Origin of the sequence: Chryseobacterium sp. NRRL B-14798, from assembly GCF_050470705.1 — a bacterium.
Taxonomy (GTDB): Bacteria; Bacteroidota; Bacteroidia; order Flavobacteriales; family Weeksellaceae; genus Chryseobacterium; species Chryseobacterium cupriresistens.
Map to the genome: position 1 here is coordinate 3,536,579 of NZ_JBFLUL010000005.1, position 23,936 is coordinate 3,560,514.

The 23,936-nt window shown below is 37.2% G+C and carries 20 protein-coding genes; 8 read left to right on the forward strand and 12 right to left on the reverse strand.

Going from position 1 to position 23,936, the window contains the following annotated elements:
• Position 1: 1 nt before the first annotated feature.
• Positions 2–562, reverse strand: a complete 561-nt coding sequence (locus AB1278_RS16340) for a hypothetical protein (RefSeq protein WP_343640330.1) — start codon at positions 560–562, stop codon at positions 2–4.
• Between the two features lie 83 nt (positions 563–645).
• Complete coding sequence (locus AB1278_RS16345; RefSeq protein ID WP_110009470.1) at positions 646–1,641, reverse strand: isoaspartyl peptidase/L-asparaginase family protein; 996 nt, start codon at positions 1,639–1,641, stop codon at positions 646–648.
• A gap of 148 nt (positions 1,642–1,789) precedes the next feature.
• On the opposite strand from AB1278_RS16345, the gene AB1278_RS16350 reads away from it, so the two are divergent.
• The 4 genes from AB1278_RS16350 (at position 1,790) to AB1278_RS16365 (ending at position 5,525) form a co-directional block, all read left to right on the forward strand.
• Positions 1,790–2,368, forward strand: coding sequence for a Crp/Fnr family transcriptional regulator (locus AB1278_RS16350; RefSeq protein WP_330745705.1), 579 nt, complete (start codon positions 1,790–1,792; stop codon positions 2,366–2,368).
• Between the two features lie 226 nt (positions 2,369–2,594).
• Positions 2,595–2,960, forward strand: a complete 366-nt coding sequence (locus tag AB1278_RS16355) for a DUF3302 domain-containing protein (protein ID WP_343640336.1) — start codon at positions 2,595–2,597, stop codon at positions 2,958–2,960.
• Between the two features lie 5 nt (positions 2,961–2,965).
• The gene (locus AB1278_RS16360; protein WP_202838487.1) at positions 2,966–4,123 is read left to right on the forward strand and encodes an HlyD family secretion protein; all 1,158 of its coding nucleotides are present in this window, start codon (positions 2,966–2,968) and stop codon (positions 4,121–4,123) included.
• Between the two features lie 22 nt (positions 4,124–4,145).
• A complete protein-coding gene (locus AB1278_RS16365; RefSeq protein ID WP_429815727.1) occupies positions 4,146–5,525 on the forward strand; it encodes a TolC family protein in 1,380 nt (459 codons plus the stop codon).
• 59 nt (positions 5,526–5,584) lie between these two features.
• On the opposite strand, the gene AB1278_RS16370 is transcribed toward AB1278_RS16365, so the two are convergent.
• From AB1278_RS16370 to AB1278_RS16395, 6 genes are all read right to left on the reverse strand, one after another.
• Positions 5,585–6,064: a DUF6691 family protein gene (locus AB1278_RS16370; RefSeq protein ID WP_062671036.1), complete on the reverse strand. Its 480-nt coding sequence runs from the start codon at positions 6,062–6,064 to the stop codon at positions 5,585–5,587.
• 26 nt (positions 6,065–6,090) lie between these two features.
• Positions 6,091–6,654 carry a YeeE/YedE family protein gene (locus AB1278_RS16375; protein WP_202838490.1) on the reverse strand — a complete coding sequence of 188 codons (564 nt, stop codon included), beginning with the start codon at positions 6,652–6,654 and terminating at the stop codon, positions 6,091–6,093.
• A gap of 5 nt (positions 6,655–6,659) precedes the next feature.
• Positions 6,660–8,075, reverse strand: a complete 1,416-nt coding sequence (locus AB1278_RS16380) for an MBL fold metallo-hydrolase (RefSeq protein WP_429815731.1) — start codon at positions 8,073–8,075, stop codon at positions 6,660–6,662.
• A gap of 91 nt (positions 8,076–8,166) precedes the next feature.
• The gene (locus AB1278_RS16385) at positions 8,167–8,961 is read right to left on the reverse strand and encodes a sulfite exporter TauE/SafE family protein (protein ID WP_202838492.1); all 795 of its coding nucleotides are present in this window, start codon (positions 8,959–8,961) and stop codon (positions 8,167–8,169) included.
• Positions 8,962–9,215: 254 nt separating this feature from the next.
• A complete protein-coding gene (locus AB1278_RS16390) occupies positions 9,216–9,857 on the reverse strand; it encodes a Crp/Fnr family transcriptional regulator (RefSeq protein WP_110009478.1) in 642 nt (213 codons plus the stop codon).
• A 9-nt stretch (positions 9,858–9,866) separates the two neighbouring features.
• Positions 9,867–12,089, reverse strand: a complete 2,223-nt coding sequence (locus AB1278_RS16395; protein WP_429815735.1) for a glycoside hydrolase family 20 protein — start codon at positions 12,087–12,089, stop codon at positions 9,867–9,869.
• 269 nt (positions 12,090–12,358) lie between these two features.
• On the opposite strand from AB1278_RS16395, the gene AB1278_RS16400 reads away from it, so the two are divergent.
• Entirely contained in the window at positions 12,359–13,168 is an 810-nt protein-coding gene (locus AB1278_RS16400) for a DUF4197 domain-containing protein (protein ID WP_429815738.1), read from the forward strand.
• Between the two features lie 1,406 nt (positions 13,169–14,574).
• Here AB1278_RS16400 and AB1278_RS16405 read toward each other — a convergent pair.
• Positions 14,575–15,228 (reverse strand): CoA transferase subunit B, encoded by a 654-nt coding sequence (locus tag AB1278_RS16405; RefSeq protein WP_002980639.1) that lies wholly within the window; start codon positions 15,226–15,228, stop codon positions 14,575–14,577.
• A gap of 124 nt (positions 15,229–15,352) precedes the next feature.
• Between AB1278_RS16405 and AB1278_RS16410 the strand changes: the two genes are divergently transcribed.
• The gene (locus AB1278_RS16410; RefSeq protein ID WP_202838495.1) at positions 15,353–17,155 is read left to right on the forward strand and encodes an ABC transporter ATP-binding protein; all 1,803 of its coding nucleotides are present in this window, start codon (positions 15,353–15,355) and stop codon (positions 17,153–17,155) included.
• A gap of 48 nt (positions 17,156–17,203) precedes the next feature.
• On the opposite strand, the gene AB1278_RS16415 is transcribed toward AB1278_RS16410, so the two are convergent.
• Entirely contained in the window at positions 17,204–17,905 is a 702-nt protein-coding gene (locus AB1278_RS16415; protein ID WP_047376945.1) for a CoA transferase subunit A, read from the reverse strand.
• Between the two features lie 380 nt (positions 17,906–18,285).
• Here AB1278_RS16415 and AB1278_RS16420 point away from each other — a divergent pair, with 380 nt between their 5' ends.
• Complete coding sequence (locus tag AB1278_RS16420) at positions 18,286–19,827, forward strand: toxin-antitoxin system YwqK family antitoxin (RefSeq protein ID WP_429815743.1); 1,542 nt, start codon at positions 18,286–18,288, stop codon at positions 19,825–19,827.
• Positions 19,828–20,000: 173 nt separating this feature from the next.
• Here the strand turns inward: AB1278_RS16420 and AB1278_RS16425 are convergent, their stop codons facing one another.
• The gene (locus AB1278_RS16425) at positions 20,001–22,739 is read right to left on the reverse strand and encodes a fibronectin type III domain-containing protein (RefSeq protein WP_429815746.1); all 2,739 of its coding nucleotides are present in this window, start codon (positions 22,737–22,739) and stop codon (positions 20,001–20,003) included.
• A gap of 293 nt (positions 22,740–23,032) precedes the next feature.
• Here AB1278_RS16425 and rplS point away from each other — a divergent pair, with 293 nt between their 5' ends.
• Positions 23,033–23,389 carry a 50S ribosomal protein L19 gene (gene rplS, locus AB1278_RS16430; RefSeq protein ID WP_002980648.1) on the forward strand — a complete coding sequence of 119 codons (357 nt, stop codon included), beginning with the start codon at positions 23,033–23,035 and terminating at the stop codon, positions 23,387–23,389.
• A 70-nt stretch (positions 23,390–23,459) separates the two neighbouring features.
• Here rplS and AB1278_RS16435 read toward each other — a convergent pair whose 3' ends face one another.
• Positions 23,460–23,927, reverse strand: a complete 468-nt coding sequence (locus AB1278_RS16435) for an SRPBCC family protein (RefSeq protein ID WP_343643950.1) — start codon at positions 23,925–23,927, stop codon at positions 23,460–23,462.
• Positions 23,928–23,936: the final 9 nt, after the last annotated feature.

A 23,936-nucleotide genomic window follows, 5' to 3' on the forward strand; every position in this document is an offset into this window, starting at 1 on the left:
TTTAATTTGATTTTGGTTCGTCCTGCAGTACATCTGCAATCAAAAAAGAACCGTTTTCTTTTACTACTTTTATTACTGACGGATATTCTGCTTTAAAATTTTTGTCTGTCAGCACTACCTTGAAGAGATATTCATCTGTTGAGGAGAGTTCTAAATCACAGCTTCCAACTTCAATTTTATCCCAATCCTGTGCTGCAATCAGGAAGCCCGCTCCAACACCTGCTTTACTTACATCAAATCTGGTTTTCCATTTATCCTGAAATTCTTTTTCAGTAAGGCCTCCGCTTACATCCAGGTCAACATTCATTGCATCCATTTTATAATCGAAGTAGTCTTTGGTTGTGATTTTCCGCATATTCTTTTCTTCACTTCCGATATCGGCTTTAAAGTAATCTACAATACTCTTTTCCAGCCATTTCTTAGCATCTTCTGCCTCATTGGACTCATTATGCAAAACTACTTTTTCTTTTATTGGCTGGATTTCACCATCTTTTTTTATCTCCTTCTTTTCTTCCTTGCAAGCAATAATCATAAACAAGGAAGCGATAATCGTTCTTTTCATATTTGTTTTATGTTTTGGCTAAAGCCAATGGGTATCTTTTATTTGTTTAAATGGGCTGAAGCCCATTTCTATTGAATTTTTAATTATTTCAAAGCAAATTCAGGCTTTTCAAGGCGGTTTCCTTTCTGATCGTACACCGCAAAATTGAATCCGTCCTGAATACAGTAAGAACCATATTCCCCCTGTTTATTGATGGCAATAAAACCTACCTGGATATCTTTCAGATTTTTATTTCTTCGCTGATTGATTTTTACAATTCTCTCTACAGCTTCTTTACAGGCTTCCTGAGGATTTCTGCCCTGTCTCATCAACTCAACCACAAGATGGGTTCCCACGGTTCTTATCACTTCTTCACCATGACCTGTTGCTGTAGCAGCACCTACTTCATTGTCTACAAATAAACCTGCTCCGATGATTGGCGAATCTCCTACTCTGCCGTGCATTTTGAAAGCCATTCCACTGGTGGTACAGGCTCCGGAAAGGTTTCCCTGTGCATCTAAAGCGATCATTCCTATGGTATCATGGTTTTCAATATTGGCAATGGGCTTGTATTGGCTGGTCTTTAACCATTCTTTCCATTCTTTTTCCGATTCGGGAGTAAGAAGATTCTCTTTTTTAAAACCTTGTGAAAGGGCAAACTGCAATGCACCGTCCCCAACCAGCATAACGTGTGGTGTCTTTTCCATGACAGCTCTGGCTACAGAAATAGGATTTTTAACATATTCCAGACATGCTACGGAACCGATATTATAATTCTCATCCATGATACAAGCATCCAGCGTTACCCTTCCGTCTCTGTCCGGACGTCCTCCATATCCTACACTTCTTTCTTTTGGATCTAATTCTACAAGACGGACTCCTTTTTCTACAGCATCCAAAGCTCTTCCTCCTTTTCCAAGGATGGTCCAGGCTTCTTCGTTGGCTTTTAATCCGAAATTCCAGGTGGAAAGAACGATAGGTTTATTGATGATTTTTTTACTTTCAGGTCGTTCTGCGGCCATTAGTTCTAGAGGATTAATGGTAAGTGCTGCGGTTGCAATTCCCAGTTTTTTGATAAAACTTCTTCGGTTATTGTTCATTGGATGTAAGAATTATTTAATACAAAGCAAATATCTTAAAAAATTCCGTTGAAAATCTTATGGTTTTCCCACTATTTTTCTTTACCATTTTTTATTATTTTTATAATGGTTATTTTAATTAATATATATGTTTAAAACCTTTAGAAAAATGGATTGCTTTAAGGAATTATCGGATGAAGAAATCCATGTCCTTGCAAGCATCAGTACTCCTAAGCTTCTTCGGAAAAAAGAAAAACTGTTAGAGCCAGGTCAGCCGTTTAACCATTTATTTATATTGACCAATGGTCTTTTGAGATTTTTCTTTGATGATGAAAATGGAGTTGAAATTAATACTTTCCTGCCCTCAGAAAAAGAGGTTGCCTTTCTGGAGAGTCCGGAATCTTATTCTGCTGAAGGTACTAAAAAGTATACCATACAAGCCGTGATTGATTCTCAGATTATTCTTTTTAACAAAGGTGAATTTGAGCAGACTGCCTTTCAGCATAAAGGAATTTACAATTTGTATTTGAAATCGTTGAAACAGATTATCAGCATTTTATCAGCACGTACAGAGCAGTTCTGCAGGAGCTCGCCGCTTTCCCGTTATGAAGATTTTCTGAACAGCCATCCGTTTGTCTGTCAAAATGCCAACCGAAAATACATTGCTAATTTTCTGGGCATCACTCCCAATTCCCTTTCCCGTATTACTGCCCGCGACAATAAAAAAAAGAATCAAGGAAAAAAATAACTTAAGAATATTTTTAATTGTTGCATTCAGTATAATTTTGTCCGGTCAAAAACTTGTTCTTCACCACTAAAAAAACCAAATGAAAAAAAATATAATCATCTTCAAAGCATTCCACCTTATAGAATAGTCTTTACATCTTAACAGGATTAATATGTGATTGCCCGGATATTCATCGGGATCTGAATCTGTATTTTCTTAAATCAAAATTTTATTACCATATATATTTATGCAAAGAATAACCACCATTCTCTGCCTGTTACTGGCATGCAATTTTGCTCAGGCATCTACAGGCAATCTTGAAGACAAAATAGCCGATGGAGCTTCCTGGCTAATACTAGTTGTATTGCCAGTTGCCGGAATTTATCTCTTCTGGAAGGTTCATATTTATCCGGAAAAGGTAGCAGAAAAGAAAAATCATCCTCAACTGAACGCTATCAAAAGCATGTGCCTTCTTTCTCTAGTCTTTGGCGGCCTTTTATGGCCGGTTGCCTTAATCTGGGCCAACTATGATTATGGAAATCAAACGACTCCTGAAAAGGAAACAGACAACACAAATTTACCTGAAGAAGAATTTAAACCCATCGAAAATTAAAAGACATGCTGGAATTACTAGTCGCAATATATGCCGGGATTTGCTGGCTTCTCATTAAAAAATTAAAATTGATCCCGTGGACATTTACCACACAGGTAATAGTGTATTCACTGCCTATTTTCGGATCTATCGCCTTGATATTGAGTTTAAATTATTACTGTCCCATTACCTCTGACGTAAAGGTAGGAAACAGAAGTGTGGATATCACCACACAGGTTTTGGGAAAGGTAAAAAAAGTATATGTAAGTACCAACCAGGAAGTAAAAAAGGGAGATACTTTATTTATGCTTGACAGGGAGCCCTATTTACAGGAAATTAAATCACTGGAAGCTAAACTGAGCAGTATGAAAGCCACGGTACATTCTTATGATGCAGACATTTCGGCCTCCAGAAAAAATATTACGGCATTACAGTCACAGCTTGATCTTGCCAACAAAAGAGTATCTCAATATCAGGAGCTTGTACAGGCTGGAGCTGCCAACAAATTTGATCTTGAACAGGCGATAACCAATGTACGTGATCTGCAATCCCGAATCAGTGCTGCACAGTCACAACAGCAGTCTTTGGAAACAAAATCCAATGCTTCTTATGGTGGAGAAAATTCATCAGTGTCTGAGATCCAGGCTAAGCTGGAACAGGCTAAATGGAATCTCTCCCAAACCGTTGTTCTGGCACCTACGGATGGTGTGATTCCGAATGTTCAGCTGAATGAGGGAGCAATTATGGCACCCTTCAAATCTGCATTTGTTCTGATTCAGAAACAGCAGTCAGTCATTGGATTTTTTGCTCAGAATGAGCTTGAAACCGTAAAAAAAGGAGATGAAGTGGAACTTGCACTTAAAACCGAGCCGGGAAAAGTGGTAAAGGCCAAACTTGAATACGTCATCGATGCTACCAGCCAGGGGATCATGAATAATGCAGGAGGAATGCTGGGCGGAAATGGTTCTACAGCCGGACTTCCTGATACGGCAAGACAATTGCCGGAAACCGATGGAAAGCTTATTGCCAAATTTGTACTGGAAGATAATCAGAAACAGCTTACAGTAGGAGCAAGAGGAACTGCGGTTATTTATTCTGATCATATTAAACCTCTTCATCTTATCAGAAAAGTAATGGTGCGTATCAACAGCAAAATCAACTTCCTGATTCCTAAACTTCATTAACATGTATAAAAAGTTAATTTTAGTGAGCATACTTGCTGGATCTTTAAGCTCCTGCATCGGTTATAAAGAAGCTACGAAGGAAAATATAGATCAGCTTAAAGAAAAGAGTGAAATTGCTTCTCATATACAAATTCCTGATGACTGGATTTTTGACAGAAAGGCTGGATCAAAATCAATTTCCTACGACTGGATCAATGATCTTAAAACCTCACAGCTGGAAGCCCTGGTTAAAGAAGGAATGTTATACAATGCAGATCTTATTATTGCCAGAGAGAAGCTTAACCAGATTGAGCTGGCAATGGAAATTGCCGGAAGCGACCTTTATCCAAGCGTAAGTGCTGTAGCCAACACTTCGAATAATCTGGTCAGTGGCAGCCAGGTTCAGCGCCTTGCGTTAAAAGCCAATTGGGAAATTGACCTTTGGGGTAAAAATAAATCTTCACAGATGGCCAGCACCAGCAGCTATTTTTCTGCAAAACATCAGCATACACTGCTGCATCAGTCTATTGCAGGAATGATTGCCAAAGCTTATTTTCTGAATATTGCAGGAAACATTCAGGAAAATAAGATTGAAAGCTATATTCAGAAGACCAAAGACCTGGAAAAGCTCTACATCATTCAAAAGAAAGTTGGAACGGCAAATGCTATTGATGTGTCCAATATTTCTGCTGAAATTATTTCCCTGCAGGGTTATCTTGAAAAGATTAAAAATGCCAATATGCAGTCGAGAAGGTCGCTGGAACTTCTTACCGGAAAGTATCCGGAGGGAAAACTGGCAACCCAGAATTTCTTTAATTCTGTAAAAAGCAGTATTCCTGCATCTTTTCCTCTGGAGCTTCTTGAAAACAGATCAGACATACAGGCGAGTCATTTCCAGATCGAAAAAGCTTTTTATGAAGTACAGGAAGCTAAAGCGGCAAGACTTCCATCATTAAATATAAGCTCATCGCTTGGGAGTGCAGGAAGTAATGTGGAATCTATTAATTCTTTATTTTCCAACCCTTTAATAAAAGTGGGCGGAGGATTAGTTTCTCCTCTATTCAATGGTGGAAAGCTTAAAAAGAATGTAGAAGTAAAAAATTCTCAGCAGAAACAAGTCGTTGAAGAATATTCTAAAGCTGTTCTGAATGCATTGAACGAAGTGGAATCTTCTTTAGCAAATCTCCGTTCTATTGAAAAACAGATGACTTATACAACTAATGCTGTCAATGAACTGAAAAACAATATTTCTCTTACTGAAAAACAAATAAAGGTCGGTACCAGCAACAGTTTTGTACTGATTCGTAAACAAAGGGACCTATTGAAAAATGAAATGAACCTCATCAATCTGGAACTTCAGTACAGAATAGAGCGTATAAATCTTTATATGGCTTTAGGTGCGGAGAACTTCATTTATTCATAATTTTTATACTTGAGAGACTGCAGATTTTTTCTGCAGTCTTTTTTATAATTTATCTGATATTAATGAGGCAGTTTATCTCTGAAATATCCATATACCCATGTTCCGGCAATTGCACTTAACAAAGTAACAGATACTGCTAAAGCTCCTGTTCCAATCTGAGCAAAAAGAGGCCCTGGACAGGCTCCGGTAATGGCCCAGCCAAAACCAAATATCAATCCTCCATAGATCTGACCTCTATTAAACTTTTTAGGTGCCAGAGTAATAGGTTCCCCATCAATTGATTTTACCTTAAATTTTTTAATCAGCCACACTGAAATCATTCCTACCAATACGGCACTTCCAATGATTCCGTACATATGGAAAGACTGCAGACGGAACATTTCCTGTATCCTGAACCAGCTGATCACTTCTGCTTTCACAAAAATAATCCCGAAAATAATTCCAGCGGCGAGGTATTTCAGATTGTGATACCATGGATGGTTAGCCGTACTTTCGTTTACACAAGTGGTATATATATTTTGTTCTTTTTCTTTGATCATAATGTAATTCTCTTTTTAAATTATACTTATAGGGAAAGGATGATAGGCAAAATAAGGTTAGCCATTAAAAAGCCACCGATCATAAAACAGACTGTTGCCACCAAAGAAGGCCACTGTAAGTTGGAAAGTCCCATGATTGCATGTCCGCTGGTGCATCCTCCTGCGTATCTTGTTCCGAAACCAACCAAAAACCCACCCACTACCATCATAATAAATCCTCTAAGGGTCAACAGGCTTTCGAAATTCATCAGTTGTAACGGGACCAGATTGTTGTAAGCTGTAATTCCGTAGCCCGCCAGCTCAGCTTTCAGATTGGGATTCACTGTTATTTCATTAGGGTTCACCAAAAAATGGACAGCAATCAGTCCTCCGAAGAAAATTCCCAGGACAAAAAACAGATTCCAGGCTTCTTTTTTCCAGTCGTATCTGAAAAAATTCACATTGGCAGGGACACAGGCGGCACAGATATGCCTCAGTGAGGAACTGATTCCAAAGGATTTATTTCCCATAATCAATAAGGCTGGCACGGTAAGCCCGATCAACGGACCTGCAATATACCATGGCCAGGGTTCTTTTATAATCTCCAACATCTTTTTTATTTATTTAAAATTTTAGTCTGACATACAAAATCACTTTTCGGAATATCTGTAGACGCAATGGCTTTAAAACCTCCTTCAATTTCTGAAAAATTCCTGTAGCCTCTTGCCTGAAGGATACTCGCTGCCATTGTACTTCTGTAACCGCTACCACAATGCATGTAGAAATGTTCTGTTGGTTTTATCTTATGAATCCAATCATTGATATAGGCCAGAGGTTTGCTGTAAGCTTCATTAATATGTTCTGCATTGTATTCACTTTCTTTTCTTATATCAATAATTTTCGCTTCTTTTCCTTTGATTTCACTTTCAAACTGTTCTGCAGAGATGCGATTGACAAGGTCTGTTTCCTTTCCGCTTTTTTTCCAGCTTTCAAAACCTCCGTCCAGAAAACCTAAAATATGATCGAATCCTACTCTGCTCAAACGGGTTACCGCTTCTTCTTCATATCCTTTTTCAGTAACCAGTAGAATAGGCTGGCTGACATCAGCAATTAAAGCGCCTACCCACGGGGCAAAATCACCATCCAATCCTATATTGATAGACTGTGGGATAAAACCTTTGGCAAATTCACGGTTGGATCTTACATCTAAAATCAAAGCACCTGAGGCTTCAGCAATTTCCTCAAACTGTTCAGGAGAAAGAGCGTGCAACCCTTTTGAAAGTACTTCATCAAAACTACTGTACCCTTTTTTATTCATCATCACATTCATTCCGAAATAAGCTGGTGGAGGTAAAAGACCATCCGTTACTTCTTTTATAAAGCTCTGTCTGTCCTTTTGATTCAGGGCATAATTGGTTCTTTTTTGATTCCCCAGAGTATCTACTGTTTCTTTCTGCATATTTTTACCGCAGGCTGAACCGGCTCCATGAGCTGGATACACCGTAATATCATCATCTAAAGGCAAAATCTTATTGTATAGACTATCATATAAGAGTCCCGCCAGCTCTTCCTGCGTCATATTGGCTCCTTTCTGTGCGAGATCAGGACGTCCCACATCCCCGAGGAATAAGGTATCACCACTAAAAAGGGCCTTTTCAACACCGTTTTCGTCAATCAACAGAAAGCATGTGCTTTCAAGAGTGTGTCCCGGCGTGTGAAGAACCTTAATTTTAATGTCTCCGATTTCAAATATCTGTTCATCCTCTACAATGATGGCATCAAACTCCGGATGGGCTGTCGGACCATAAACAATCGGAGCTCCCGTTTTATGGCTTAAATCCAGATGTCCGCTTACGAAATCTGCGTGAAAATGGGTTTCAAAGATGTATTTCAATTTTACTCCATCTTCTTTCAGTCTGTTGATATAAGGCTGTGTTTCTCTTAAAGGATCAATAATAGCAGCTTCTCCTGCTGAGGTAATATAGTAAGCACCCTGAGCAAGACATCCTGTATAAATCTGTTCTATTTTCATTGTATTTTATTTTTTATTCTTTATTCTGTTATCTGATACAAATTTCCTGCTTTGCTTTTTCCTGTACAGCTACTTTTGTTACACAAGAAAATTAAAGAAAGACTTCTTTCGTAATGATATAAATACCCATGATCAGGATAAACCACCCAAATGCAGGTTTCAGTTTTTTGCCGTCTATCTTTTTTGATAGTTTTGAGCCCATTATAATTCCTGCAACAGCAATCACCGTAATAGAAACCAGCAGTTTCCATTCTATTTTCACCTGGTTTACTGAAGAGAGGAAACCGATTAAAGAATTGAAAGAAATAATCACTAAGGAAGTTCCTATTGCAGTTTTCATGGGCACTTTTAATAGATTCACTAATGCCGGAATGATCATAAAACCGCCTCCAGCTCCCACCAGTCCCGTTAAAATACCAACTATTGAACCCTGTCCGGCTGCCAGAAAAAAATTATTTTCATCCTGAATGTTTTCTAAAGTTTCTTTTGAGGAATTGCTTTTAATCATTTTATAGGAAGCAAGAATCATCAAACAGGCAAAAACCAGTAATAAAAAAATGTTCCTGGTAATGGTAAAATTGTGTATTTGAAGTATTTCTACAGGAATCAGAGGAAGAATATATTGTCTTGTCAGAAAAATCGAGATTACCGAAGGTATTCCGAACACCAGCGCCATTTTAAAATTGACCAGTCCTTTTTTAAAATACGATGCAGAACCTGCAATACTGCTCATCCCCACTATAAAGAGGGAATATTCTGTTGCCAGAAAAGCATCGATCCCAAAGAGATAAACGAGTACAGGAACCGTGAGAATACTTCCTCCTCCTCCGATTAACCCCAGAGAAATACCTATTAAAACTGCCGCTGTATATCCTATAATTTCCATTTCTATTCAAATAATTCTGATGCAAAAATGGGAATATGAATGAAAGTCTACAGCTACTTTTGTTACATAAGGAGATTTTTAAACACGAATAATTTCACAAAGGACACAAAGAATTTAGAGTAATTCTGCTTCTTTGAGATTGCTTCACCTTTGGTTCGCAATGACTTTAACTACCCCGTCAAAAATTCTTTGAACTTTTGCCACCCTTCCAAGAAAGGGAAATATGAGTATTTTTGATTAAATTGAGAGAGAATTTATGAGTTCAGGGCTTTCAGGAGGGTAATTTTATTTCTGCCTAACATGAGTTTTCCGTCTTCTTCCAGTTGCTTCAAAAGTCTTGACACCACTACTCTTGCGGTTCCCAGCTCATTGGCAAGCTGCTCATGAGTGGTATGAATGGTTTCAGAGCCGGTGAGTTCAGATTTTTTCTGCAATAGGTTGAGAAGTCTTTCGTCTACTTTTTTGAAAGCGATGGCATTGATGATATCTAATAGCTCTTCAAATCTTTTATGATACAGTCTGAAGATATAATCCAGCCATTCCGGATGATCTTTGATGAATAAAGATACTTTGTCTACGGGTAAGAAAAGTATTTCTGCATCCTCTTCTATCTCTGCTTTTACAATGCTTTTTTCATTATGCATACCGCCCAGAAAAGACATGATACAGCTTTCTCCGGCTTTGATGTAGTATAATAAAATTTCACGTCCGTCTTCTTCTGTTCTGATCACTTTCAGCATTCCTTTCATCACAATAGGAATGGAACGGATGGAAGCATTTTCATCTAGAATAATATCTCCTTGATGGTAATTCTTCGTTATACCATATTGATACAGTTTTTCTACCAATTCTGGTGATGATGAGAATTCTGAAGAAAGTATCGTGTCGTTCTGCATTTTTTTATTCTAATTTACGCCAATTTCATCAACAAACAACCATGCTTTGGAATCTGCACCAGGATTTCCTGCCGGAATAATGCCTGCATTTTCAATAGTTACTTTCAGGTATTTCGCGTTCTGCATTCCTATATTCAGTTTGATTTTTCCATTGGTATTTTTAATTTCTGCGGTTCCGATTTCTTTAATCAGTTTAAAGTTTGTGTTATCATCAGAAACATAAATCTTTGCAGATTTAGCCAGATGAATCCAGCTTCCTTTGTTTTCAAGGGTATTGAAATACACTTCTGAGAAAGCTGTTTTCTGACCAAAATCTATGGTTGCCACCACATCGTTACCCTGAAAGCCCAGCCATGTTTTACCCAGCTGTTTTACATTTCCGATAATACCATCTACTAAGGTGAAAGCACCTCCAAAAGAATAGTTTTCGCTAGGTTTTTGTTCTAAAGTTATCTTTTTTCCGGTAGTCTTTGAAATGATAAATTGCTGTGTAGACACGGCACTTTTCAACTGCCCCTCTTCAAAATAAGCTGATTTAATAGTTAAAGAATTAGGAATCTCAACTGCCGTCTGATACGTTTTAGAATTGATGGAAGGGTTTGTTCCATCCAGCGTATATCGGATACCGTTTGAATTCTGCGAAGTAGACAGTTCATAAGCAATTCCGTTATTGGAAGGAATTACTTTTCCGGTGATGTTATAAATGCTTCTGGCATAGTTGACCTTCATACCATCCAGAACTTTAAACTGGTTAATCACTCTGTTTTCAAATTCTTTATAGTTTTTAGGATCTGAGGTTCCCCATCCCACTTCAGAAAGTGCCATTAATCTTGGGAAAATCATGTACTGTACCTGCTTAAAATCTAAAATATATTCTGTCCACAGATTCGCCTGAACACCCATGATGTACTTAGCCTGCTCTGTATTCAGTTCGGAAGGAACAGGATTGTAAGCGTATACTTTTTCTAAGGGCGTAAATCCTCCAAAAGCATTAGGTTCAGACTGTGGATCTCCCTGATAATGGTCAAAATAACAGTAGGCACCAGGAGTCATTACGGCAAAGTGTTTTGATTTTGCAGCTTCAATACCTCCATTCACGCCTGTCCAGCTCATCACAGCAGCGTTAGGAGCTAATCCGCCTTCTAAAATCTCGTCCCAGCCTATGATTTTTCGCCCTTTACTGTTAACATATTTTTCAATCCGATGAATAAAGTAGCTCTGTAAGCCGTGTTCATCTTTTAAATTATTTTTCTTAATCAGCTCCTGGCAGTGTGCACATTCCTTCCATCTTGTTTTCGGGCACTCATCACCTCCAATATGAATGTATCGGGAAGGGAATAATTGGATTACCTCATCAAGAACATTTTCAAGAAACGTAAAAGTTTCATCTTTCGGGCAGAAAACATCATCAAAAACGCCCCATTTTGTAGCAGGTTCAAAAGGACCTTTGGTACATGCCAGTTCAGGATATGCAGACAGTGCGGCCAAAGCATGCCCAGGCATTTCAATTTCAGGGACCACAGTAATGTGTCTGTCCTGAGCATATTTCACCACGTCTTTTATTTGTTCCTGTGTATAAAAATAAGGACCGTAAGGTTTTCCATCAAACGTGTTATCCACATAGGCTCCAATCATGGATTCTTTACGTTTTGAACCGATCTGAGTAAGTTTAGGATATTTTTTGATTTCAATCCTCCATCCCTGATCATCCGTTAAATGCCAATGGAAAGTGTTCAGTTTATACATCGCCAGATAATCTATATACTGCTTCACTTCATCTACTGTGAAAAAGTGGCGGCAGACATCCAGGTGCATTCCTCTCCATGCAAATTTCGGCTGATCTTCGATTTTCATAGCCGGAATATTCTTTCCTTCTTTATACTGTTCAATAAGCTGGATCAAAGTTTGAAGAGCCAGAAAGTATCCTTGTTTAGTGTAAGACTTTATATGTATCTGTTTTGGAGAAATTTCTATGGAGTAATACTCTTTTTTCTGTTCAGAATCTGTTCCTGATGCCTGAGGAATTATAGAATTCGTTAAATGAATCTCACCACCCTTCTTAGCATATTGAAATTCCACCTGAGAACCTATTCTCTTTTTGAAATATTCTGTTTCCTCTTTTGGCAGATCACCACTTAATACGAAAGCTTTTGGTATTGCAAATTCACCCTGTAAAAGTTGAACTTTTTGAGGATAAGGGATTAGATTTAATTTATTTTGGGCAAAAATCATGTTTGAAATCAATACAAAGAGTACTAGAAAAGTCCGTATCATGAGATGGGGTTAAGGTTTGAGCTAAGATAATTATTTTTCAAAACTCTTTGAGCCTTTTTAAAAACAAATTAAATACCCAATTTCAGACTCCTGTAAAATGAATAATTTACAGTTTGCAATCATTCTATATAGATATTATTCTATTAAATATGGGATATTGTGGTTTGCTTTTTGATCAATTTAGTCGACTTAAAAAAATTAAAGGTTTAAATTTGTAAAAAAATAAGATGAAAAAAAATATTTTTCTGGCAGCCACTTTATTATTTTCTTTATCAGCTCAGGCACAAATTTTTGATATTATAAAATCTGCTGTTAAAGACAAAACAGGTGTAGATCTTAATGTTCCTGTTAAAAATAATGGTACGGTAACTTCTACTAAGACGACGACTACCACTTCAGGTAATTCATCTGCCAATATTGGAAACCTTACTTCAAGTCAGATTTCTTCAGGATTAAAAGAGGCCTTAAGTATGGGCGTAACGGATGGAGTAAAAAAACTAGCGGTAACGGATGGTTTTTTCAAGAATGAAGCCGTAAAGATTTTAATGCCTGAAAAATTAAGAAAAATTGATACAACACTACGTTCCATCGGAATGGGAAGCCTTGCTGACGAAGGCGTAAAATTGTTAAACAGAGCTGCTGAAGATGCCGTAACAGAAGCTGCACCTATTTTTACAAATGCTATTACTTCTATGACGATTACAGATGCCAAAAACATTTTATTAGGGAGTAATAACGCCGCAACAAGTTATCTTCAGGGAAAAACCCAGACTCAGCTGTTCAATGCCTTTCAACCCAAAGTAAAAGCTTCTTTAGGGAAAGTAGGTGCTGACACCCTTTGGAAAAACCTGATTTCAAAATACAATACGTTTACCGGACAGGCTGTTACTACAGATCTTAACGAATATGTTACTACAGAAACCATTAATGGAGTTTTTAAAATGGTAGCAGATAAGGAAAGCGGAATCAGAAATACACCTGCCATGAGAACTACAAGTATTTTGCAGAAGGTTTTTGGAGCGCAGGATGGGAGATAAAATAAGATTAGACTAAATATATAAAAGCTGTTTCATGATGGAACAGCTTTTTTGGGTTTTAATTTCTTTTGTCTTGAAACAAAAGAAACAAAAATTCAAGACCTGGAACTCTCCGCTAAAAATAAGTCCTGTTCTCTAAAAATTCTAAACTTGCGCGAATCATTATTTCTTTATCGGTTCCGAATTGGTCTCGCGCTTCGGACAGGAGAATTTTCTTAACGTTCACAGGATTTATTTTTTTTGACGCTGCGAGTTCCGATGTCGGAGTTAAAGTCAGCTATATAACTATTTGTCTGGACCTTAATGATAATAACAATGTTTTTTGTTGACCTGATTTCTTTTGTCCTAAAACAAAAGAAACAAAAATTCAAGACCTGGAGCTCTCCACTAAAAATAAATCCTGTTCTCTAAAAATTCTAAACTTGCGCGAAATCATTATTTCTTTATCGGTTCTGATTTTGCCTCGCGCTTTGGACAGGAGAATTTTCTTAACGTTCACAGGATTTTTTTTTAACGCTGCGAGTTCCGATGTCAGTTGTAAAGTAGTAAATAGAACTATTTATTTGTGTCTAAATAAAGAAGGGACCGTTTTTATTGTCTTATTTTCTTTTGTCTTGAAACAAAAGAAACAAAAGTTCAAGACCTGGATCTCTTCGCTAAAAATAAGTCCTGTTCTCTAAAAATTCTAAACTTGCGCGAATCATTATTTCTTTATCGGTTCCGAATTGGTCTCGCGCTTCGAACAGGAGAATTTTCTTAACGTTCACAGGACTTATTTTTTTGACGCTGCGAGTTCCAATGTCAGTTTTAGAGTAGTAAATAGAACTATTTGTTTGTGTCTAAATGAAGAAAGGACCGTTTTTTATTGTATTATTTTCTTTTGTCTTAAAACAAAAGAAACAAAAATTCAAGACCTGGATTTCTTCACTAAAAATAAGTCCTGTTCTCTAAAAATTCTAAACTTACGCGAAATAATTATTTCTCTATCGGTTCTGATTTTGCCTCGCGCTTCGAACAGGAGAATTTTCTTAACGTTCACAGGACTTATTTTTTTGACGCTGCGAGTTCCAATGTCAGTTTTAGAGTAGTAAATAGAACTATTTGTTTGTGTCTAAATGAAGAAAGGACCGTTTTTTATTGTATTATTTTCTTTTGTCTTAAAACAAAAGAAACAAAAATTCAAGACCTGGATTTCTTCACTAAAAATAAGTCCTGTTCTCTAAAAATTCTAAACTTACGCGAAATAATTATTTCTCTATCGGTTCTGATTTTGCCTCGCGCTTCGGACAAAAGAATTTTCTTAACGTTCACAGGACTTATTTTTTTGACACTGCGAGTTCCGATGTCGTCTTTAAAAAGTTTCGGCCTCACTTTGTGAGGCCGAAACTTTATATTGTTATTCAGAATTAGAACTGCATTTCAGGAATTTCCCCTTCGATGATAAGATCTGCTTCTGTTGCTTTAATAATATCTTCTACTGAAACGCCTGGTGCTCTTTCTACCAGCTTGAATCCTGCCGGAGTTACATCCAGAACGGCTAACTCAGTAACTACTTTTTTCACACAGTTTACCCCTGTTAGAGGTAGTGTACATTTTTTTAGGATTTTGCTTTCTCCTGCCTTGTTTACGTGCATCATGGCTACGATAATATTTTCAGCAGAAGCAACAAGATCCATGGCACCCCCCATTCCTTTCACCATTTTTCCGGGAATTTTCCAGTTGGCAATATCTCCGTTTTCCGAAACTTCCATTGCTCCAAGAATGGTAAGGTCTACTTTCTGACCACGAATCATCCCGAAACTGAAGGCTGAATCAAAAAATGAACCTCCTTCCAGAATAGTAATAGTCTGTTTTCCGGCATTGATGATATCAGCATCTTCTTCTCCTTCGAAAGGAAAAGGCCCCATACCCAATACTCCGTTTTCACTCTGGAATTCTACGGAAATACCTTCCGGAACATAGTTGGCAACCAAAGTAGGAATTCCAATTCCCAGGTTTACATAATAACGATCTTTCAGTTCTTTTGAAATTCTTTTGGCAATTTGTTCTTTTGTAAGCATAATAAAAACTTAGACTGCAATTTAATTATTTTCACTTGAATACAAAAGAGCTTTGTTGTATTCAACAATTAACACTGTTAGTTAAAATAATATCTGTAATTTTGTTCTATTATTTTTTAATAGAATGAAAATACTTTTTAGATATCTAAAACCTTATCAGTGGCTGATAATCATCTCTTTATTTTTGGCTACTGTCAATCAGGTTTTTTCTTTATTTGCTCCGGCGATCACAGGAAATATCCTTGATCAGCTGGTTACCCATCCCAACTTTTTTGATAAAGAAAAGCTATTGCCCAGAAGCCTGAATGAATATTTATACGGAAGTTCTGTATATCATGGGGCTTTTTACTTCTTGGGGCTTCTTATCGGAACTGCAATGGTGAGCAGAATTGCCAAAGCTTTTCAGGATTATGTAGTCAGTGTGATTACTCAAAAGTTTGGAGCGAAAATATTTACAGACGGTTTAAAACACTCTATGGCACTTCCCTACCAGGAATTTGAAGACCAGAGAAGCGGTGAAACGCTGTCTATTTTAACAAAAGTAAGAGAAGATACTGTAAAATTCATCACGAATTTCATTAATATTTTCTTCGGAATTCTCGTCAGTATTATTTTCGTTTCCGTGTATGCGATCCGTTTACACTGGTCTATTATGCCGGTTTATATCTGCGGGATTTTCTTTATTGCCATTGTCACCAATTTATTGAGCAAGAGAATCAAAGTGATCCAGAAAAATATTGTGACTGAAACCACCGCTTTAGCCGGAAGTACCACTGAAAGTCTTAGAAACATTGAAATTGTTAAAAGTTTAGGATTAACCAATCAGGAGGTAATCCGTTTAAATAACAATACGTATAAGATTCTTGGCCTTGAACTGAGAAAGGTAAAAAGCATCCGTTCTTTGAGCTTTATTCAGGGAACAATGGTCAATTTCCTTCAGCAGATGATTACGTTGACTTTATTGTATTTAATTTTTAAAAATATTGTTACTCCAGGTCAGTATTTATCTCTGATGTTTTATGGTTTCTTTATTTTCGGGCCAATGCAGGAAATTGGGAACATTATTATTTCTTATCGTGAGGCAGAAGCTTCTCTTCAGAATTTTGACCGTTTGATGAAAAAAGAAGTGGAAGAAAAGCCGCTTCACCCGAAACAAATCGGGGCTATTGAAGAACTGGAATTCAAACATGTTTCATTCAAGCATCAGTCTGCGCAGTATAAAGCTTTAAATAATATTTCTTTTGATCTTAAAAACGGTGAAACCATTGCTTTTGTAGGACCGAGCGGTTCCGGAAAAAGTACCCTGGTAAAACTGCTGGTTGGCTTGTACAGACCTCAGGAAGGAAATATTTTTTACAATGGAATCAATGGAAAGGAATTTGATTTTGATGAGCTGAGAAATCAGATTGGTTTTGTAACACAGGATACCCAGTTATTTGCAGGAACTATTAAAGAAAACCTTCTTTTCGTTAACCCTTCAGCTACTGAAGAAGAACTGGCCGTTGCTTTACAGAAATCAAGCTGTACAGCATTATTGGAAAGGGCTGAGAAAGGAATTGAAACCGTTATCGGTGAAGGAGGTCTGAAACTGAGTGGTGGTGAAAAACAAAGAATTGCCATTGCAAGAGCTCTTTTAAGAAAACCTCATCTGTTGATTTTTGATGAAGCCACTTCTGCTCTGGACAGTATCACCGAAGAAGAAATCACTACGACGATCAAAGATATTTCGAAAGAAAGGGAACAGATCACCGTCCTGATTGCCCACCGTTTAAGTACCATTATGCATGCTGATAAAATTTATGTTCTTGAACGCGGACAGATTGTAGAAACAGGTTCCCACGCCAATCTTATTGACGAAAAAGGATTGTACTACGCGATGTGGAGACAACAGATCGGAGAAAGAAAAACACTTACTCCTCAAGCATAAAAAAAGCGCTGAATGCATGTTCAGCGCTTTTTATTGTATTGTTTGAACTTATTCTTTAGTTCTTACGGTTCTCTGCTCAATTCTTTTTTCAAATTTTTCTCCCTGGAAAATTCTTTGAATCATGATTCCCGGAATATGAATTTCGTTCGGATCTAATTGTCCCGGTTCTACCAGTTCTTCCACTTCAGCAATGGTAATTTTTGCAGCACCAGCCATTGGATGGTTGAAGTTTCTTGCTGATCCTTTAAAGATAAGGTTTCCTGCATGATCACCTTTCCATGCTTTTACGATAGAAAAGTCTGCATCGTATGCATGCTCCAGAATATGAGGTTTTCCTTTGAATTCTTTTACTTCTTTCCCTTCTGCTACTTCAGTCCCGTAACCTGCCGGTGTGTAAAAAGCTGGGATTCCAGCCTGGGCAGCTCTGCATTTTTCCGCTAAAGTTCCCTGAGGAGTTAGTTCTACATCCAATTCACCTGAAAGCATCTGTCTTTCAAACTCAGCATTTTCTCCTACATAAGAAGAGATCATTTTCTTAATCTGTCTTTTGTGAAGCAGTAATCCTAATCCGAAATCATCTACTCCTGCATTGTTTGAAATACAGGTAAGATCTTTCACATCGCTTTCCACCAAAGCATTGATTGAGTTTTCAGGAATACCACAAAGTCCGAATCCGCCAAGCATCAGTGTCATTCCATCATTAATTCCTTCGATGGCCTCCTTTGCATTTTTTACTCTTTTATCTATCATGAAATATTAGATTTTTCTGTTGGCTAAATTTAATAAATTTTCTTGTATATCCTATGAGTGGAAAGATTACTGAATTTAATACATTTTTAAAAATCGATCTGAAACTTTTAAAAACATCATAATCAAAACATTATATCAAAAACTGAACAAGTCTGTTCATTTTTTATCTTATTTCTCATCAATTTCATCTATATTTGCCCTCTCAAAGCCGGAAATACTGTTTTTCAGTTCCGACGGAAATTTAAACACAACTTTAATGTAGAAATTATTTTATGGCAGATTACTACTGTCCTCATCACTTCTTTTGATCTCTATAAAGGTCTCTTTCAATATCTGCCATCTCACTAATCATATAAAAATATCAAAGCTTACATAAAAACATGAAAAAATTATTTACCTCAGCATTACTTGCATTGGTACTCAGCATCAATGTATGCGCACAGGAAAAAACGTATTTCGATGAAAACTGGGAAAAAACTACTCAGGACAATATGGAATATTACCGTGAAACGATTCCTAAAGGAAAGCTTACTCTTATCAAAGATTTCTATAAGGACGGAAAACTTCAAATGGAAGGACTGGCTTCAGACACCACTCCCAACAGTGAGATTTTTGAGGGAAAAGTAACCTGGTATACTGAAGAAGGAAAGGTTCTGAATTTTGCCACCTATTCCAAAGGACAGCAGATTGGCCCGGCACAGACTTATGATATGAATGGCAGGCTGACAGAAGATGTGGTATATAAAGCTGACGGAAGTTTTTCAGGAAAGATGTTCAGTTATAAGGATGCTGAAGATGGAATGGACTTTAATATTCTGGTCGATTACGAAAACTCAACGCCTGTAAAAACAACCGTTTATGATGATGACATTAAAGGGATCAGAAATGAAACCATCATTGATAAAGACAGTAATACCGAAACAAAATATTACGGTGAAAAAGGAAAATATCTGGGCAGCAACACTACCTCCGGTTCGGGTGAAAATATGGTGGTAGATTACTATTCCAGTCCCATGAGGATCTCTAAGATAGAAAAATACAGAAAGGACGGCAGTGTAAAAGAAGGCGTCATTTATAGCAAAAGCGGAAAGATCTTACAGGAACAGAAAATGAATAAAAAAGATGGCTATAAAACCACTTATGATGAGTCGGGTAAAAAAATAGCCCATCTGGTATACCAATATGATAAGGAAAATGATGTTTATAATCCAATGGACGGGGATGATTACCATCTGGCTTATGAATATTCACAGATTTCCTCTATTGATACTTATGAAAAAGGCTCAAAGGTAACCAGTAAATATTTTGATGAAGACGGAAAGTTATCCTCAGAGCAATTTTTAAAAGATGATCTTATCCAGGAAATTAAATATTATTCCCCGGATGGAAAGCTAAAATCTACATTAACATACAAAGATGGTATCCCTTATAATGGTACTACCTATGAAGGCTTTAATGAAACAGTTTATAAGGAAGGTATTATTGTAAACATCAAAAACTTTTTTGAAGGTGACAATACGAAGCTAAGTTTTGAAAAAAAGCTGAACGCCAAACAAACAGGCTATGATGCAACTGTTTATGACCCCAAAGGCACTATTTTATATACATTTACACAACCGATCAGTGAAGATGGGGATGATTATTCCTTTACAGCACAAATCACACAGTATGTAAAGGGGAAGCCTGCCAATAAGTCTTCTGTAAAAGCAGGTGTTATTCAAAGCGGAAAAATCAGAATAAAAACATGGGATGGAGCTAAAGAACTTGAACGCAGCGGGAAATGGATCTTGTTAAAGCTTTATAATATGGATGGGAAGCTCATTCAGGAAACTAAAACACTGGCCGATACTCAGGAGGAAAATGCTTCTGCTGAAAACCCGACGCTGATTAACGAGGATGATCTGCATCATTTATTTGACTAATTACCACAACTATATATCAAAGACGGTTTCATTTTTTTGGAACCGTTTTTTGTTTAACCACAAACGGGCACAGATTTTCACAGATAATTATGGAAAATTATACTTTTTACATCCATAAAAAAGAGGCTATCATTGCTGACAGCCTCTTCATTATAATTGTGTTTTAATTTACTTTACTGAATAATCAGCTTTAAAGTAAACAGTTTTCTTCCGTGTACTTTTACATAGTAAACGCCTGCCGGAAGATTTTCATTCACCAAAGAGAAACGTTGGTTATTGATATTTTTCGATACATACAGTAATTCTCCCGAAGCTGAAACCAGCTCGATTTTTTCAATCGGGTAATCACTTTTAATAAAAGTAGGCTGTCCCGGTTTGGTTGGATTAGGATACAACACTACATTTTTCTCTGTACTTCTTGTTTCTTCCGTTCCTAAAGTAGGTGAAGCCACCTGGAATTGTACCCTGTTCGAAACTTCTGTGTAGGAATCATTGGTAAACATGACCATGTAATAATTTCCCGGTGTTGCAGGTACTGCTGTTCCCTGAATAGTTTTTGTTCCCTGAGTTATTCCGTCAAAATAGGTATAAGAAACAAAATTATCATCCGGTGTCTGAACACTTTGAGGATATATTCCCAACCAGTCTTTGATGATTCCCGGAGAATCCGTCCATGAAGCCGTAATATTTTCACCCAAGGTATAAACAGGTTTGTTGATCCAAAGATCAGTAACGATATCTCCTACTTTGAAGAACACCTTCTCCCCGATTCCGTTATATCCGTCTTCCAATAAATACTGAGCATAATAATACCCTTTTGGAAGTCCTGTGAAATTAAGAGTTCCTGATGCAGTTGTTACATAGCTCCATTTGATAGAAGCTGTAGTTCCCGGAGTTTGTCCCATTTTGTAAATTCCGATCCAGTCTTTCTGTAAGTTGGGTCCGTTTGTAAAATTAATAGTAACGGTTCCTCCCACAGGATACGTATCAGCAGTAGTCTGCAGCTGTACTTTCGGTCCTACATAGAAATTTTTTCTTGGAGTGATTTCTGTATATCCTCCATTTGCAAAGAATCCTGCAAAATACTGACCTTTAGTAGCCAGACCATTATTGAAAGTCACTGTTCCAGCAGTCTGCCCGTTCGTATAAATATAGCCTTGTGAAGTGGTAGAAGCAGGAGTTTGTCCTTTTTTATAGATTCCTACCCAATCCTGCTGATTTCCCGGACCACCTGTAAACGTAGCCGTAATTGCTTCATTTTGTGCATATTCTGTTTTGTTTAAAGTAAATGTAGGATTTGACACTACACTTCCTGTAATTTCGAACTGTTTTACATCACTCCAGTCGCTCCACTCAAGGTTTCTGTCTCTGTAACGTGTTTTTACATAATAGATTCCGTTGGGAATAGAATTCGCTGCCAATGTCGCTTTGGTGATGTCTACTCCATCATTCAGGTTTTTCGTTTTATCAGGAGTTCCGTTTCCGTCTTTTCCGAACCAGTTTTCAAAATCGCGGTAAAATTCCTTTTCAATCACAGAGAAGTTCGAGGCTTTACTGATCTGGAACTGTGTTGTATTTAAAAGCTCTCCGTTAGAAGATGAAAATGCACTTCCATTTAATGTCAAAGGTAAAGTAATGGGTCCTGAGAATGTATTGGTAATGGATGGTTTTGCAGGTTTAGGTTGATTTTTATATCTGTGGAAAGAATCTACCAACACATTGTTTTTCTTGTTGTAAACTCCACCGATCGAATAACATTCGACATCTACTTTTCCGGTTGGGACATCTACTTCCACAATCTGATAGGTCCAGTCTGTCAATGTTTTCTGAACATCGTCAAAATCCTGTTCATTAGACATTCCCCAATACTGATCCCAGGCTGTTCCTCCGGAAATAATCTGGTAATTCGGTGTGTTTTTAAGCTGCCCTCTGTGGTATAAATGATGGTGGGCTCCTACGTGCATTAAATATTTATCAGAAGTTACCAGAAGCGGTACGGCATTTTCTCTTACCCATGTAGAAATATCTCCTACATACTGCTCAGCCTGATAAGGTCTGTGGCTTAAAGAAATAATCCAGTCTACCGTAGAATCATTGTTGGCTGCCGTTAAAATCTGCTGAAGCCATGTCTGCTGTGCTGACCCTGTATGTTCAGAACTTAAACTTACAAATAATACATTTCCTGCCTGCTGGGCATAATAATTTTCATTTCCTGAGCTTATCCCTTTATAACTGATTTCATCAATATAAAAATGAGCATAGTAAGAATTCATTCCCATCGTTCCGTAGGTTTCATGGTTTCCTACCGTTGTCTGAATAGGCAGATAAGGTGATAATTTGATATTCTTTTTAAAGTGGACATTTTCATAGTGATCCAATGTACCTACGTCTACCTGGTCGCCCACCATAAAAGTAAGCGCAATATTATCTGACGGATCTGAAGCAGCTCCGAATTTTTCCTTGAGTTTTTTATACGCATTCAATGTAAGCGTATCATATCTCGGTTCTGCTTTGATCTGGTTGTCCCCCATAATAAGGAAACGGATCTTTCCATTGGCAGTTACCGCCTGTCCCGGTAAAGGAAGTGTTCTGAAATTATAAACAGCAGACTCGCTTGTTCCGGTTTTGATCTTATAATAATATTTGGTATTCGGCTGAAGGTTGGTAATCTTTGCCGTGTGATAATAATAGTTGTTGTTGTATCCGGTATCCGAGAAGATATTGGTAGTTCCTGTTACCGTCACATTTAAATTTGTTGGAGAATTTCCGTAGATTACTGTTGTTTCATTATTGGAAGCTGTTTTCCAATTGACGATCATAGAATTCGGAGTCGGGTTTTGTAAATAAGGGAACAAAACCTGTCCGAAAGTCATCTGGACCGCGAAACAAAAAAAGAAGAAATAATGTTTCATAATAGTTTTAGTTTTAAAATAACATATAGTTTTAAGTTGTGAATCAGGAATTTAAAAAACCGTTATCCGGATTTTTACTTCGGGCAAAAGTAGAATTCCCATATAAACTCTGTCTGATGGGATTTTAAAGAAACCGTTAATTTTTTAGCAAAACCGGAATGAAAAAATTATAGTTTTTAGTACATTAAATATTTGGCATATTCAAAAACTATTTTGTACATTTGCAACCTGTTATTCAACCTCTGACGAAGAACGTGTAAGTTGCTTAGCTTTAACATTTTATTTTATTAATAATGGATTTATTAAAGTACGTACAAGACAAGTACATTGCGAAAAAAGAATTCCCTGAATTCAAAGCAGGTGATACAATTACTGTGTATTACGAAATTAAAGAAGGACAAAAGACCAGAACTCAGTTCTTCAAAGGAACAGTTATCCAATTAAGAGGTACTGGTTCTACAAAAACTTTCACTATCAGAAAAATGAGTGGTGATGTAGGTGTAGAAAGAGTATTCCCTATTAACATGCCTGCACTTCAAAAAATTGAAGTTGATAGAAGAGGTAGAGTTAGAAGAGCTAGAATTTACTACTTCAGAGACCTTAGAGGTAAGAAAGCAAGAATCAAAGACGCTGCTTACAAGAAGAAATAATTCAGACAACAATACATACAAAAAGAGGCTGTTTACTTATAAACAGTCTCTTTTTTTTGTATAAATATTTTTACTTTTTATAGGGAGCTCCTTCTCCGGTTTCCAGAATTTTTTTCAGGCTGCCGAGAAATTGCAGCCAGCCATTGGAGCAGATCTCATAGCATTCAATAGCCGGGTTCAGGCCGATATGGGTAAGTTTTATCTGAGTGCTTTCTTTATTTTTTTCTATTTGCCAGACAATTGTTGTCCCGATCCATTCTGTCTGGTTCTTTAATTCAGGAAGGGCAATCAATGAGTCTTCAACCAGCCAGACAATTTTTGTATTGGCAGTTAATTCTTTCACACGCATTGTTTTATGGATGTTATCTCCAAATCTTATGGTAAAAAGATTTCCAGCCTCTGAAGATGAACCTTCAAACATTTCAGTCCACCAAAGGGGAATTTCATCTGTTAAAGCCCGATATACTTTATCTGCCGTGGTGTTGACCTCAAGTATATGTACGTAGTTCTCAACACTATTTGTATTAATCGTTTTCATAAAATTATT

What these genes read in the sequence shown, in the direction of transcription:
- AB1278_RS16340 (WP_343640330.1), bottom strand. Translation starts at nt 562, where the DNA reads ATGAAAAGAACGATTATCGCTTCCTTGTTTATGATTATTGCTTGCAAG.
- AB1278_RS16345 (WP_110009470.1), bottom strand. Translation starts at nt 1,641, where the DNA reads ATGAACAATAACCGAAGAAGTTTTATCAAAAAACTGGGAATTGCAACC.
- AB1278_RS16350 (WP_330745705.1), top strand. Translation starts at nt 1,790, where the DNA reads ATGGATTGCTTTAAGGAATTATCGGATGAAGAAATCCATGTCCTTGCA.
- AB1278_RS16355 (WP_343640336.1), top strand. Translation starts at nt 2,595, where the DNA reads ATGCAAAGAATAACCACCATTCTCTGCCTGTTACTGGCATGCAATTTT.
- AB1278_RS16360 (WP_202838487.1), top strand. Translation starts at nt 2,966, where the DNA reads ATGCTGGAATTACTAGTCGCAATATATGCCGGGATTTGCTGGCTTCTC.
- AB1278_RS16370 (WP_062671036.1), bottom strand. Translation starts at nt 6,064, where the DNA reads ATGATCAAAGAAAAAGAACAAAATATATATACCACTTGTGTAAACGAA.
- AB1278_RS16375 (WP_202838490.1), bottom strand. Translation starts at nt 6,654, where the DNA reads ATGTTGGAGATTATAAAAGAACCCTGGCCATGGTATATTGCAGGTCCG.
- AB1278_RS16380 (WP_429815731.1), bottom strand. Translation starts at nt 8,075, where the DNA reads ATGAAAATAGAACAGATTTATACAGGATGTCTTGCTCAGGGTGCTTAC.
- AB1278_RS16385 (WP_202838492.1), bottom strand. Translation starts at nt 8,961, where the DNA reads ATGGAAATTATAGGATATACAGCGGCAGTTTTAATAGGTATTTCTCTG.
- AB1278_RS16390 (WP_110009478.1), bottom strand. Translation starts at nt 9,857, where the DNA reads ATGCAGAACGACACGATACTTTCTTCAGAATTCTCATCATCACCAGAA.
- AB1278_RS16395 (WP_429815735.1), bottom strand. Translation starts at nt 12,089, where the DNA reads ATGATTTTTGCCCAAAATAAATTAAATCTAATCCCTTATCCTCAAAAA.
- AB1278_RS16400 (WP_429815738.1), top strand. Translation starts at nt 12,359, where the DNA reads ATGAAAAAAAATATTTTTCTGGCAGCCACTTTATTATTTTCTTTATCA.
- AB1278_RS16405 (WP_002980639.1), bottom strand. Translation starts at nt 15,228, where the DNA reads ATGCTTACAAAAGAACAAATTGCCAAAAGAATTTCAAAAGAACTGAAA.
- AB1278_RS16410 (WP_202838495.1), top strand. Translation starts at nt 15,353, where the DNA reads ATGAAAATACTTTTTAGATATCTAAAACCTTATCAGTGGCTGATAATC.
- AB1278_RS16415 (WP_047376945.1), bottom strand. Translation starts at nt 17,905, where the DNA reads ATGATAGATAAAAGAGTAAAAAATGCAAAGGAGGCCATCGAAGGAATT.
- AB1278_RS16420 (WP_429815743.1), top strand. Translation starts at nt 18,286, where the DNA reads ATGAAAAAATTATTTACCTCAGCATTACTTGCATTGGTACTCAGCATC.
- AB1278_RS16425 (WP_429815746.1), bottom strand. Translation starts at nt 22,739, where the DNA reads ATGAAACATTATTTCTTCTTTTTTTGTTTCGCGGTCCAGATGACTTTC.
- rplS (WP_002980648.1), top strand. Translation starts at nt 23,033, where the DNA reads ATGGATTTATTAAAGTACGTACAAGACAAGTACATTGCGAAAAAAGAA.
- AB1278_RS16435 (WP_343643950.1), bottom strand. Translation starts at nt 23,927, where the DNA reads ATGAAAACGATTAATACAAATAGTGTTGAGAACTACGTACATATACTT.